Genomic DNA, 12,361 nt, shown 5'->3' with positions numbered 1-12,361 from the left:
GCCCCCTCCCGGGGCTGCCGCACGGGAGGGCGCGACGACCGCCGATGCATCAGCCCGACGACATCCGCGAACACCAGTGGTTCACAAGGGCCCGCCTCACAGCGCCCGCCCGTCAGAAGTCCCGGTTCGCCTCCTCGGCCGTCACATCCACAGCACGCCGTCGTCCTCGTGCTCGCGGATGCGGAACGCAATCATGCGGCGCAGCAGGTCGCCCGGCACAGCCCGGCCGTACGGGAGCTGGACCGAGCCCTTGCCGGTGGCGAAACCGGCGAGGGCGGCGTCGAACGCCTCGCGGGTGCTCGGGGTGAAAACGATGTTGGCGTGCTTCGCGTGGCCGCTGACCATGAACAGGATCGTCCCGGATGGGTGAACCCATGAGGGATGACCCCACTTGATCGCCTCGCTCGCCGCGGGGACCGCATCGCGGGCCAGCGCCCGTACCTGCTCAAGTACCTCACGGCTCTGCCCCGCGAAGCCCTCGATGTACTCGTCGATCGTCTGCGGCTTTCCCATGGCGTCAGTGTGGCACCGCCCACCCTGAAGGGTCCGCAACGGAATGCCCCGTTGTCGGCTCCCGCCGTAGGCGCGGCCAACTGGAGTGCACAGGGCTGAGCGGCGTGCTCAGTTGTAGTCCAGGCCGGTGTTCCAGGTCGCGAAAGCGGGTATCGCCGTCCTTGGCCCGGCTGGCCCGGCTGGCCCGGCTGGCGCCGATGGGGTCGACCGGGAACGCAGTGCGGCTCAGAGCGCGGCGCGAACGTTCAGGCAGGGCGGTCCGTCAGCGCTTCAGGCTGACGATCACCGAGGAGTCTCCAAGGGAGCCGACACCGAGGATCCTGTCGGTGTCAGGGACTGCCGTGATGGCGTTCAGCCTGAGTGGTCGGCCCGTGCCGGACCTGATCCCGTCGGTGCTCGGTGGCTTCGACCGCGCGATCCCTTCACAGCGCCCGTCCGCGGTGAGGTACCGGCCGGCGCTGAGGACCGCCCCGCGTTCACCGTCGTCGACCCAGGGGCCGCGGTCGCCGCATGCTCCCTGGGCGTTCGGCAGCTTGATCCAGGCGGTGCCGTTCCACCGCAGCCGGACGCTCTCCGGAGCGGGGTCGGGCTCGTCGTCCTCGCTGATGGAGGTGTGCTCGCCGTAGACACGGACGTCGTCCTTCGCCAGCGCGGCGACCTCGGTGAGGTAGGCCAGTTCCTCGGGCGCCGGGTCCGTGTAGTGGTACTCCGGTGCCGGTACGCGCTTCCAGGCACGGCCGTCCCAGTGCATGGCGGCGGGCTGGGCGCCAGGCAGGCCGAGGCTTTCGTCGGGACCGTGCGGGTAGTGGTGGCCGACCGCCCACAGATCCCCGGGCGCGACGCCGTCGAGTGCCGTGACGGTGACGGGCAGGTCGATCGCGGTCCAGCGGGCGCCGTCCCAGTGGGACGCGCCGGTGCTGCCGTCGAGGACCCAGATGTCGTCTGCGGCGAAAGCCCGCACATCCACGGCACGGTTGCCCGGCGGACTGGGCAGTGCCGTCCAACGGGTGCCGTCCCAGCGGGCCATCCGTGGTGAGTGGCCGTCCTTCACGCTCGCCGTCAGCAGGAAGCCGCCGGAGTCCACGGCGTCGAAGCGCGCCCGGTGGACGCTGTCGCCGAACGACGTCGGCAAGGGGCGGCGCTGCCAGCCGGTGCCGTCGTCGTGCAGCAGGTAGCCGTCGCCTGCCACCCAGATGTCGTCGGCACCCGTCGCCGCCACGCCGGACAGTTCACCGGCGCCCGGGATGACCTTGTCGTACTCCCAGGTCATACGGGGGCCGATCACGGCACGCAGGGCCACCACGGAGACGAACAGAAGCAGGATCGCGGCGAGTGCGACGTTGATCTTCACCATGCGCGTGTGCACCTACGTCTTCCCCGCCCCGTGCCTACCGCGAGCCTTCGGTTGGTCGCAGACCATACCTTCCGTCCAGGCAGGTCGGCCCGGCCGTCCGCCGTGAAGGGCCGGGCCCGCGAGGCGGGCCCGGCCGATGTCGGTCCCCGGACGAGAGAGCCGTCAGGTCACGGGGTTGAGGAAGGTCAGCACCGAGGCGTCCTCCTCGATCAGCGGAGTGAGGACGGTGTTGAACGGGCCGCCGTACGGCGCCTTGAGATGGGCCTGGAAGGCGTCCTCGTCCCGGTACACCTCGAAGATCCAGAAGGCGCGGGGGCGGGACGCCTTGGTGTAGACGTCGAAGGCGAGATTGCCGTCCTCCTCCCGCACCTTCTCGGCGTACTCCAGGATCAGGCGGGTGACCTCGTCCTCCGCTCCCTCGCGGGCGGTGAATTCGGCGAGCAGGGTCTTGTTCACGGTGAGGTGTCCTTCACGGTGGGGTGTCCTTCAGGTCGGGGCGGGGATCAGCCGTGGGCGGAGTCGAGGTGCCAGACGACGGCCTTGTCGAGCTTCACCGTGCCGTTCTCGGCGAAGACCTGCACTCCCTGGCTGGCGGGGTCGGGGAAGATCTGGTCGGTGATCACCGCTTCGCCGTTGCCGCCGAAGACCTCGACGGAGGACCAGTCGACGAGGATCCGCAGCTTGACCTTGCCGTTCTTGGCCTTCAGCGGTGCTGTCTGGATACCGGGGAAGGTGCTGTTGAAGTCGACGGCGCCGGAGTGGGTGCGGTCGACGTACAGCTCCTGCGTCGTGGTGTCGTAGCCGATCACGGTCTCCTCGCCGTTCGCGCCCGTGCGGACCTTCAGGCCGAAGCGGTCGGCGTCCTCGAGGGAGAAGGTCGCTTGGATGTCGAGGGCTTTGCCCTGGGCCGCGGGGCCGATCAGGGCCTTGAAGGTGTCCTTGACGGTGACGTCGGACGCGGACACCGCGTGCGGCTGCCGCAGGGACTCCAGGGCGTCGACCGGATTGCTGACCAGCTGGATCCGGCCGTTCACCGTGCGCAGGGCCATCTCCCGGGGGACGCTCTGCGCGCCGCGCCAGGGGGAGGTGGGAACGGCACCGCTGTAGTCCCAGTTGCTCATCCAGCCGACCATGTACCGCTTGCCGTCCGGGGCGTCCTCCCAGGACACGGCGGCGTAGTAGTCCTTGCCGTAGTCGGCCCAGTCGGCGCGCTGCACGACGGACTTGGCGGCGGCGTCGGCTTCGGTGAACCGGTCGGCCAGGATGTGGCCCCAGCCGGCGTTGTTCATGTCGACGATCTGGATCTTCGCCCTTTCGCCCGCGTAGGGACGCAGGTCGAAGGAGGCCCAGTCCAGGGTTTCGCTGTTGGCGCCGGTGGCGCTGCCGACGACCTGACCGTCGACGATCAGGTTGACGGCCGTCTCCTGGGAGACGGGCTGGGCCCGGGTGTCGGACAGCATGATGTGGTCGACGTTGAGGTGGCCCCAGCCGCCGGTGTTGTCGTCGACGATCCGGATCCGCGCCCGCTTGCCGGCGAGGTCGCCGATGTCCCAGGAGGCCCAGTTGAGCGCCTCGCCGTCCTTTCCGGTGGCGCTGCGCACCACTTCGCCGTCGACGACGAGTTCGATGGCGGTCGGGTCGGCGGAACCGGCGGGATGGTTGCCGCCGCCGATGAGGAAGTTGAGGTGTTTCCTGTCGATGGTGAATTCGGGTGAGGTGAGGGTGCCGGTCGCGGTATCGCCGTCCAGGTAACTGTTGACCAGGCCGTCGCCCAGGAATCCGGAGACTTCCTGCTGGTTGGGGAGGGTGCCGGTGGCCGGTGCCGAGCCGAAGGCGTCTCCGGTCGTCGTCCAGTCGCCGTAGCTGCCGCCTTCGAAGTCGGCGAGGACCGTGCCCTCGGGCGGCGGTCCCTGCTCCATGACGGTTCCGGACTCGTGCGGGTGACGTCCACCGCCGATCTTGAAGTTCAGGTAGGGGCTGTCGACGGTGAACTCGGGTGAGGTGAGGGTGCCGGTCGTGCCGTCACCGGAGTGGAAGCTGTTGGCGAGGCCCTTGCCGTCGAAGCCGTCGACGGTCCCCTGCCCGGCCACCGCCCCGGCCGCCGGTCCGTCGCCGAAGGCGGTGCCGGTCGTCGTCCACGTACCGAAGTCGGCGTTCTCGAAGTCCTGCACCACCGTGCCGGTGGGCGGGGTGTAGGTGCCCTTGTCGTCGGCGGTGAACTTCTTGCCGTCGAAGTCGCCGACGAAGTACTGGGCGGCCGAACCACCGGCGATACCACCGGGGTTGATGTTGACGACCAGGACCCACTTGATCTTCTTCTTGTTCCCGTCGACCGCGAGGGGGAACAGGTCGGGGCACTCCCACACACCGCCGGTCGCGCCGGCCGGTCCGAACTCGCTCTGCAGCGTCCAGTCCTTGAGGTTCTTGGACGAGTAGAACCGCACCTTGTGCTCGGTGGACAGCGACACCGTCATCAGCCAGCTCTTGGTGGGCGCGTACCACTGGACCTTGGGGTCGCGGAATTCCTTGGAGCCGATGTCGAGGACGGGATTGCCCTGGTACCTGGTCCAGGTCCGGCCGCGGTCGGTGCTGTAGGCGAGCGACTGGGCTTGGACGCCCGTGTCCTTGGCGTGACTGGTGTAGATCGCCACCATGGCCGGGTTCTCCTTCGTGCCGAACCCGGTGGTGTTGTCCCGGTCGACGACCGCGCTGCCGGAGAACACCATCTCCTCGTCGTCGTGCGACAGGGCGAGCGGCAGCTCCTTCCAGTGCACGAGGTCCTTGCTCACCGCGTGTCCCCAGGACATGTCGCCCCAGGAGTTCCCGTTCGGGTTGTACTGGTAGAAGAGGTGGTACTCGCCCTCGTAGTACACGAGCCCGTTGGGATCGTTCATCCAGTTCTTCTCCGGAGTGAAGTGGAACTGGGGCCGGTAGGTCTCGGAGTACGCAGGGGTGTCGGCGGCGACGGCCTGGGGGGCCAACGGGGCTGCGGACAGGGCGCAGACGGTCGCCACCGCCGCGATCATCCGTATGCGGGCATGCCCGGGTACACGTCCAGAGCTCATGAGGTCTCCTGTGCTGCGGCCGTCCGGGCGGCCGCGCTCGATGCCCGGCGCGGACCAGCCGGAAGTGACGTCTTGTCGGGGCCGTCGTCCACGGCGCCCGACCGAGAATGTCATCGTTGACTTGTGTCATCGATGTCATCGACTGCCCGATGATGGGGGGAATCCGGCCGACGCGTCAACGGGTTCGGCCGTAACGTCCGCCTAGGCTCGCATGCCCGTCACGCCTGGTCCGCGGTGGCCAGCTGCGTCAGCTGGCTCTCCCACGGGGGATTGGGTCCGGCGACCGAGCAGGTCAGGGCCGCTACCCGGACGGCGAACCGGCACGCTTCCGCGACGTCACCGACGCCGAGTCCCGTCAGTCGGCCGCCCAGCAGGCCGCGGCTGCCGAGGTGGTGCAACAGCCCGGCGGTGAAGGAGTCCCCGGCCCCGACCGTGTCGGCGACGGTCGTCGCCACGGCGGGCACCTGGATCCGTTCGCCGTCGAGCGAGGCCAGCACACCGTCGGCACCCCGCGTGATCACGACGAGCCGCGCCCCCGCCGCGTGCCACAGGTCGCACGCCTGCTCGGGCGGGGTGCCCGGCAGCAGCAGCTCCAGGTCGTCCTCGCTCAGCCGGAGCACATCGGCGAGGGCGCACCAGTGAGCCAGCCGGGCGCGGTATACGTCGGGGTGCACCAGCAGTGGCCGGACATTGGGGTCGATGCTGACGGTCACGCCGGGGGCGGCCGCCGCGAGGAAGTCCTCCACCGCCGCCGCGCCGGGCTCCCGGACCAGGGCCAGCGACCCGGTGTGCACGCAGGCGGTGTCGGACAGGTCCACCCGTGCCAGTTCCCCGGCCGTCCACTGCCAGTCGGCCGTGTTCTGCGCGTGGAAGGAGAACGCGGCCTGCCCCTGGGAATCCAGTTCCGCCACGGCCAGGGTGCTGGGCTCGGCGGCCTGTACGGCACTCGACAGGTCCACCCCGGACGCCTCCAGGTGGGCCCGGAAGAGGCGGCCGAACACATCGCCGGACAGGCGTGCGAGGAAGCGGGCCGGGGTGCCGAGCCGTGCCAGGGCCACTGCCGTGTTCGCAGGTCCGCCGCCCGGCAGTACACGCAGGGCGAGTTCGTTCGAGGTGTTCGAGGGTTCGGCGAAGGCGTCCGCGACGCACTCTCCCAGGACGGTGATCTGACGCGGGCTCATGGGCTGCTCTTCTCTGACGAACGAACGGGCAGACCGGACCTGTCGTGGCGAGGCTACCGGCGGGCGACGGCCGCGGGCGTTGCGGGCGTTGCCGATTTGTGACGGTCGCAGGGCATTGACGTTTCCGGGAGACGGAGTCCATCATCCTCGCCAGGCAGTGTCAACGATGACATAAGTCAACGATGACACTCCCGGACGGCATGCTCAGTATCCGGCCCCGTGCCGCCCGCTATCCCACAGGAGTCGATCATGTCTCGCACCACTCGCCTGTCCTCCTCCCTCATCAGAACCGCTGCTGTCGCGGGTGTCGCGGCGCTCACCCTGACGGCCTGCGGATCCGGCTCCGGATCGACGTCCTCCGGCTCCGATTCGGGCGAGGTCAAGGTCGGTCTGATCACCAAGACCGACACCAACCCGTTCTTCGTGAAGATGAAGGAGGGCGCCGAGAAGGCCGCGGAGGCCGAGGGCGTCAAGCTGATGACGGCGGCCGGCAAGTTCGACGGCGACAACGCCGGTCAGGTCACGGCCATCGAGAACATGGTCGCCGCCGGCGTGAAGGGCATCCTGATCACCCCGAGCGACTCCAAGGCCATCGTGCCCGCGATCGAGAAGGCCAAGGCCAAGGGCGTCCTGGTCATCGCCCTGGACACCCCGACCGAACCGGAGAGCGCGGTCGACGCCCTCTTCGCCACCGACAACCTCAAGGCGGGCGAGCTGATCGGCGAGTACGCCAAGGCCGCCATGAAGGGCAAGACCGCGAAGATAGCCGCCCTCGACCTCGCACCGGGTGTCTCCGTCGGCGTCCAGCGGCACAACGGCTTCCTCAAGGGCTTCGGCGCCACCGAGAAGGACGTCGCCTGCGCCCAGGACACCGGCGGCGACCAGGCCAAGGGCCAGACGGCGATGGAGAACTGTCTCCAGAAGGAGCCGGACATCAACGTCGTCTACACGATCAACGAGCCCGCCGCGCTGGGCGCCTACACCGCGCTCAAGGCCAAGGGCCGGGAGAAGGACGTCCTGATCGTCTCCGTCGACGGCGGCTGCACCGGGACCCAGGCGGTCAAGGACGGAAAGATCGCCGCCACCTCGCAGCAGTACCCGCTGAAGATGGCCTCCGAGGGCGTCAAGGCCGTGGTGACGTACGCCAAGGACGGCAAGAAGGCGTCCGGATACACCGACACGGGCGTCACCCTGATCACCGACAAGGCACTGGACGGGGTCACGTCCAAGGACACCGGATACGGCCTGGAGAACTGCTGGGGCTGAGCCGCCCCCTGAGGCCCGCACGACTCCGCCTCTCCCCTCAGCGGGGCGGCCGTCCCTTCCTCCCTGACCGGGGGACGGCCGCCCGCTTGTCCTCGTGCCCTCCGACCAGGGCGGGCAACGACTTCTGTCTTCCGACAAGGACTTCGCATGACAGCCACGACCACACCCCCGGGCACGTCCTCGCCGTACGCCGAGCTCAAAGCACCGACCACGGCCCGCCGACTGCTCACGGCACCGACCACCGGCCCCCTGGTCGCCCTCCTGTTGGCCTGCGCCTTCTTCGCCCTCTCGACCGACCAGTTCCTCACCGGCGGCAACTTCTCGCTGATCGTGCAGCAGGTCATGGTCGTCGGCACCCTCGCCATCGGACAGACCCTGATCATCCTCACGGCGGGCATCGACCTGTCGTGCGGAGCCGTGATGGCGTTCGGCAGCATCATGATCGCCAAGATGGCCGCCGAGGGCTCCCTGCCCCCACTCGCGGCCATCGCCCTGGGCCTGGTCGTCTGCGGCGGCTTCGGGCTGCTCAACGGGCTGCTGGTGCAGAAGATCCCGCTGCCGCCCTTCATCGTCACCCTCGGCATGCTCAACGTGGCGTTCGCGCTGACCCACATCTACTCCGAGGAACAGACGGTCACCAACCTGCCCGGCCCCCTCACCGCCCTCGGGCAGACCTTCCCCCTCGGCAACACCGACATCACCTACGGCTCCCTGGTCACCATCGCCCTGTTCCTCCTCCTCGCCTACGCGTTGAGCAGCACCGGCTGGGGCCGGCACGTCTACGCGCTGGGCAACAGCCCGGAAGCGGCACGCCTGAACGGCATCCGCACCTCCCGCCTGACCATCGGCGTGTACACCGTGGCCGGCCTCCTCTACGGCATCGCCGCCGTCCTGCTCATCTCCCGCACCGGAGTCGGCGACCCGCAGGCCGGGCAGACCGACAACCTCGACAGCATCACCGCCGTGGTCCTCGGCGGCACCAGCCTCTTCGGCGGCCGCGGATCGGTCCTGGGCACCTTCATCGGCGTCCTCATCGTCGGTGTCTTCCGCAACGGCCTGCAGCTGATGGGCGTCGCCTCCATCTACCAGACCCTGATCACCGGTGTCCTGGTGATCCTCGCGGTGACCGTCGACCAGCTCTCCCGGAAGAAGGCCCGATGACCGCCACCTCCTCTCCCACGCCCGTGCTGCAGGCCCGCGGTCTGGTCAAGCGCTACGGCCAGGTCACCGCCATCGACGGTGCCGACTTCGACCTGCTGCCCGGCGAGGTCCTCGCTGTCATCGGCGACAACGGAGCCGGCAAGACCAGCCTGATCAAGGCCCTCACCGGCGCGGTGACCCCGGACGAGGGCGAGATACGCCTCAACGGCCGACCCATCACCTTCTCCGGACCGCAGAGCGCACGCGCCCATGGCATCGAGACGGTCTATCAGGACCTGGCCGTGGCCGCCTCCATGGACATCGCCTCCAACATGTTCCTCGGACGCGAACTGCGCCGCTCCGGCGTCCTCGGCAGTGTCTTCCGCATGCTCGACAAGAAGCGCATGCGCGAAGAGGCCGCCGAACACATGGCCGACCTGAAGATCGGCCTGCGCTCGCTGACCCAGTCGGTCGAGACCCTCTCCGGCGGACAGCGGCAGGCCGTCGCCGTCGCCCGTTCCGTCGCCTGGGCCCGCAGCGTCGTCGTCATGGACGAACCCACCGCCGCCCTCGGCGTCAAGGAGTCCGGCCAGGTCCTCGACCTCATCCGCCGCGTCCGGGACAAGGGCATGCCGGTCGTCCTGATCAGCCACAACATGCCGCACGTCTTCGAGATCGCCGACCGGATCCACGTCCACCGGCTCGGCAGGCGCGCCGCCGTGATCAAGCCCTCCGACTACTCCATGGCGGAGGTCGTCGCCATCATGACCGGCGCGCTCACGGTCGACGCGGCCGGAGATACTGTCGTGGCGGATTCCGCGGCGGCCAAGGCCGCCGGAGTCCAGGCCAACTGACGTACGACTGAAGCACTCACAGGTTCCGGCCCAGGCCGTGTCCGGAGCCTGTGAGTGACGAGCACAGGAGACCGTTTCCTCCATGGCAGCCAACCGCCGCCCCACCCTGGCCGACGTCGCCCGAGAAGTGGGCGTCAGCGCCAAAACCGTCTCCCGCGTCCTCAACGAGGACGGACCCGCCTCGGCCCAGACCCGGGAACAGGTCCTGGCCGCCGTGGCCAAGCTCGGCTTCCAGCCGAACCTCATGGCCCGCAACATCCGCGTCGGTGGACCCGACACCACCGTCGGCCTGGTCATCCCCGACCTCGGCAACCCCTTCTTCGGAGCCGTGGCCAGCAGCATCGAGGACACCGTCCGCGACCGCGGCCTGACCCTGCTCATGGGTTCCTCCGCGGACGACCCCGACCGTGAACGCGCGCTGACGGACAAGTTCCTCGCGCGCCGCATCAGCATCCTGATGGTCGTGCCCTCCGTCGGCGCCGAACACTCCCACCTCAAGTCCCACCGCGCCGCCGGCCTGCCCGTCGTCTTCCTCGACCGCCCGGGTTCGGGCCTGGCCACGGACAGTGTGGTCAGCACCAACCGCACGGGCGCCCACGACGGCGTCGCGCACCTGGTCGCCCACGGGCACCGGCGCATCGGCTTCATCGGCGACCTGCCCGCCAAGCTCTACACCCGCCGCGAACGTCTGGCGGGCTACCGCTCGGCGCTGCAGGAGAGCGAGATCCCCTACGATCGCGCCCTGGTCACCAACGCCCACGACCAGCACGGTGCCTCCGCCGCCACGTCCCAACTGCTGGGCCTGGCCGACCCTCCCACCGCCCTGTTCGCAGGCAACAACATCGTCGCGCTGGGGATAGTGACCGAACTGGCCCGCACCGGCCGCAAGGACGTCGCTGTCGTCGCCTTCGACGACGTGGCCCTCGCCGAGGCACTCGAACCCGCCTTGAGCGTCGTCGCCCAGGACCCTGAGGAGATCGGCAGGACCGCCGCGACCACCGCTCTGGCCCGCCTGGACGGGGACCGCTCGCGCGCCCGCACCGTCACGGTTCCCACCCGCCTCATCATCCGGGGGTCGGGGGAGCGGCCTGCTCCGGTTCTGCAGCGGGCGTGACCCTGGAGGCGTGTCGGGCACGGCCCAGGTGACCGCCGGGATCGGGGATGCGTCGTGGGTGGAGCCTGCCCTGGCGGAGACCCTCCGCAGGGTCCCCGCCAGGGCAGGCCGGAGGCGAGTCGGTCAGCGTTCGCAGCTGTCCTTGAGGTCGTTGGCGTCCCCGGTGCAGGTGTCGGTGCCGGCGTCTCCGTAGGAGCGGTCGTTGCCGGCCGTGGAGTCACCGGCGGTGAGGCGGTCGTCGCCGTTTCTGCCGAACATGATGTCGTCTCCGGCCCCACCGGTGATGTTGTCGACCCCGGCGCCGCCGAAGATGGTGTCGTGCCCGCCCTGACCGTCCAGGAAGGTCTGCGCGGTGGCGGTGTAGTCGATCGTGATGATGTCGTCGCCCGTGCCGCCGTTGATGTTGACGGGCAGGTTGCCCGTCACGAGGACCATGTCACCGAGGTCCCCCATCCCGAGAGTGAGGGTGCGGCTGTCGTACGGACAGGTGACGGTGTCACGGTCGACCTGGGCGCACCCGGATCCCGCGGTGACGGCGTCGCCGCCGTCGCTGATGGTGACCGTGTTGCCGGACCGGGTGACGGAAAGATCGTTCGCCTTCCCTGCCACGGCGTTGACGTGGATGCGAACCGAGTCCACCCGCACACCGGTCGCGGCGTGCGCCTGGCCGGCCGACAGTACGGTCGCCGCGCCCAGTGCCGCGGTCGTCACGACGGCCTGTACCGCTCTGCGCATTGAGGTTTTCACTGCTCCTCCTGTTCCCCCTGATGAACACGGGCTGGTCTTGCCGTGATCCATCCTGGGCGCGGAGCGGTGGGTGCACATGGGGGGAGCACCCCCAATTACCGACGGTGATCCGGGTGCCCGCAGCGTGATGTCTCGCTGCGACGTCGCCCGCGGCTCCCACCTGAGGATCCATGTCCCTCACTGGTCGCAGAGCGCCGCCTGGACGCGGTTCGACTGCCGGTCAGCCGGGTGATGACAGCGCCGATGATGACGGCACTGATGATGACGACACCGATCGCGCCGGCCCTGGACGGCCGGTGGAGCCCCTCAAGCGGAGCATGCACGGCCGCGCATCCTCCGCGCTCCTCCGATCGCGGATTCTCAGCCCACCGTGATGCCGACCACCGTGCCGAGGCCACCGCCACCCTCGCTCAACCCTGGTAGCGGTGAAATTCGTTGCGCAACCTCCAGATCGCGTTCCACCGCCGGGCGTGATCGGCCGCCAACAACGGGTCGGGCGCGTCCGCCCGCCGTACCGCGAGGCCGACCCCGCAGTCCCTGCACAGCTGATAGATCCGGTGGGCGCCGTCGTGCCAGACCCTGGCGTTGTCCCGGTTTCCACATACACGGCACGCCGGCGCAGCAGCTTCATCGGGCGGGACCGACGAACGGAGCACCCGCTCGACGACGACTGGCAGCGGCTCGTCGGGATGGCTCGTCGGCTCGGGGCAGTAGGCGATGCTCCCCCATCCATGCTGCTGGCCCCGCCAGGGCGCGTCTGCTCTCAGCTGCCGAAGGCCACGCGCCTTGTCCGCTCGACGGCTGTTGGCATAGGCGCGTTCGTCAGCGAGCCAGAGTTGCCGGGCGTGGTGCAGCTCCTCGACGGCCCGTACCAGCGAGCTCGGATCCTTCTCCAGATTCCGGGAAATCCCCGCGCTGAGGCAGAGATGGTGATACGTGGCCCGGAAGCCGTACGGTGCGAACTGGACCACGCAGGACCGCAGGTTCGTATGCCGGACGCACGCGGACAGGCCCTCGTCGTAGACCCGTCTCCGGTGCGTGGCGAAGCTGCTCATCCCACGACGTTACGGTCTGCCGAGCACGGACCGCACTTCACTTCGGCGGCCCGAGGTCTCGCCCTGGTCGTG

At 69.3% G+C, this 12,361-nt stretch carries 11 protein-coding genes; 4 read left to right on the top strand and 7 right to left on the bottom strand.

Annotated features, from left to right (window positions below):
* Nucleotides 1-141: 141 nt before the first annotated feature.
* The 5 genes from AWZ10_RS34380 to AWZ10_RS34360 form a co-directional block, all read right to left on the bottom strand.
* Nucleotides 142-513 (bottom strand): iron chaperone, encoded by a 372-nt coding sequence (locus AWZ10_RS34380; RefSeq protein ID WP_060892965.1) that lies wholly within the window; start codon nt 511-513, stop codon nt 142-144.
* Between the two features lie 262 nt (nt 514-775).
* Nucleotides 776-1,867 (bottom strand): beta propeller repeat protein, encoded by a 1,092-nt coding sequence (locus tag AWZ10_RS34375; RefSeq protein ID WP_060892964.1) that lies wholly within the window; start codon nt 1,865-1,867, stop codon nt 776-778.
* Nucleotides 1,868-2,029: 162 nt separating this feature from the next.
* On the bottom strand, nt 2,030-2,323 hold the full coding sequence (locus AWZ10_RS34370) for a putative quinol monooxygenase (RefSeq protein WP_046704029.1): 294 nt from the start codon (nt 2,321-2,323) through the stop codon (nt 2,030-2,032).
* 47 nt (nt 2,324-2,370) lie between these two features.
* Entirely contained in the window at nt 2,371-4,932 is a 2,562-nt protein-coding gene (locus tag AWZ10_RS34365) for a GH32 C-terminal domain-containing protein (protein WP_060892963.1), read from the bottom strand.
* A 218-nt stretch (nt 4,933-5,150) separates the two neighbouring features.
* Nucleotides 5,151-6,113 (bottom strand): carbohydrate kinase family protein, encoded by a 963-nt coding sequence (locus AWZ10_RS34360; RefSeq protein WP_060892962.1) that lies wholly within the window; start codon nt 6,111-6,113, stop codon nt 5,151-5,153.
* Nucleotides 6,114-6,362: 249 nt separating this feature from the next.
* Between AWZ10_RS34360 and AWZ10_RS34355 the strand changes: the two genes are divergently transcribed.
* The 4 genes from AWZ10_RS34355 to AWZ10_RS34340 all read left to right on the top strand — a co-directional run bounded on the left by AWZ10_RS34355 (nt 6,363) and on the right by AWZ10_RS34340 (nt 10,487).
* On the top strand, nt 6,363-7,379 hold the full coding sequence (locus AWZ10_RS34355; protein WP_046704032.1) for a sugar ABC transporter substrate-binding protein: 1,017 nt from the start codon (nt 6,363-6,365) through the stop codon (nt 7,377-7,379).
* Between the two features lie 147 nt (nt 7,380-7,526).
* On the top strand, nt 7,527-8,540 hold the full coding sequence (locus AWZ10_RS34350) for an ABC transporter permease (RefSeq protein ID WP_046704033.1): 1,014 nt from the start codon (nt 7,527-7,529) through the stop codon (nt 8,538-8,540).
* Entirely contained in the window at nt 8,537-9,373 is an 837-nt protein-coding gene (locus tag AWZ10_RS34345) for an ATP-binding cassette domain-containing protein (protein WP_046704034.1), read from the top strand. The genes AWZ10_RS34350 and AWZ10_RS34345 overlap by 4 nt, the downstream gene beginning before the upstream one ends.
* 82 nt (nt 9,374-9,455) lie before the next feature.
* Entirely contained in the window at nt 9,456-10,487 is a 1,032-nt protein-coding gene (locus tag AWZ10_RS34340; RefSeq protein ID WP_046704035.1) for a LacI family DNA-binding transcriptional regulator, read from the top strand.
* 123 nt (nt 10,488-10,610) lie between these two features.
* Here the strand turns inward: AWZ10_RS34340 and AWZ10_RS34335 are convergent, their stop codons facing one another.
* Both AWZ10_RS34335 and AWZ10_RS34330 read right to left on the bottom strand, forming a co-directional pair.
* Entirely contained in the window at nt 10,611-11,222 is a 612-nt protein-coding gene (locus AWZ10_RS34335) for a calcium-binding protein (protein ID WP_046704036.1), read from the bottom strand.
* Nucleotides 11,223-11,644: 422 nt separating this feature from the next.
* Nucleotides 11,645-12,289, bottom strand: a complete 645-nt coding sequence (locus AWZ10_RS34330; RefSeq protein WP_060892961.1) for a hypothetical protein — start codon at nt 12,287-12,289, stop codon at nt 11,645-11,647.
* Between the last annotated feature and the right edge of the window lie 72 nt (nt 12,290-12,361).

Origin of the sequence: Streptomyces europaeiscabiei, from assembly GCF_001550375.1 — a bacterium.
Classification (GTDB): domain Bacteria; phylum Actinomycetota; class Actinomycetes; order Streptomycetales; family Streptomycetaceae; genus Streptomyces; species Streptomyces europaeiscabiei.
This window is presented reverse-complemented; position numbering and strand designations above follow the sequence as displayed.

Bases quoted from the DNA above. Each gene is read 5' to 3' on its own strand.
- AWZ10_RS34380 (WP_060892965.1), bottom strand. From the start codon at position 513: ATGGGAAAGCCGCAGACGATCGACGAGTACATCGAGGGCTTCGCGGGG.
- AWZ10_RS34375 (WP_060892964.1), bottom strand. From the start codon at position 1,867: ATGGTGAAGATCAACGTCGCACTCGCCGCGATCCTGCTTCTGTTCGTC.
- AWZ10_RS34365 (WP_060892963.1), bottom strand. From the start codon at position 4,932: ATGAGCTCTGGACGTGTACCCGGGCATGCCCGCATACGGATGATCGCG.
- AWZ10_RS34360 (WP_060892962.1), bottom strand. From the start codon at position 6,113: ATGAGCCCGCGTCAGATCACCGTCCTGGGAGAGTGCGTCGCGGACGCC.
- AWZ10_RS34355 (WP_046704032.1), top strand. From the start codon at position 6,363: ATGTCTCGCACCACTCGCCTGTCCTCCTCCCTCATCAGAACCGCTGCT.
- AWZ10_RS34350 (WP_046704033.1), top strand. From the start codon at position 7,527: ATGACAGCCACGACCACACCCCCGGGCACGTCCTCGCCGTACGCCGAG.
- AWZ10_RS34345 (WP_046704034.1), top strand. From the start codon at position 8,537: ATGACCGCCACCTCCTCTCCCACGCCCGTGCTGCAGGCCCGCGGTCTG.
- AWZ10_RS34340 (WP_046704035.1), top strand. From the start codon at position 9,456: ATGGCAGCCAACCGCCGCCCCACCCTGGCCGACGTCGCCCGAGAAGTG.
- AWZ10_RS34335 (WP_046704036.1), bottom strand. From the start codon at position 11,222: ATGCGCAGAGCGGTACAGGCCGTCGTGACGACCGCGGCACTGGGCGCG.
- AWZ10_RS34330 (WP_060892961.1), bottom strand. From the start codon at position 12,289: ATGAGCAGCTTCGCCACGCACCGGAGACGGGTCTACGACGAGGGCCTG.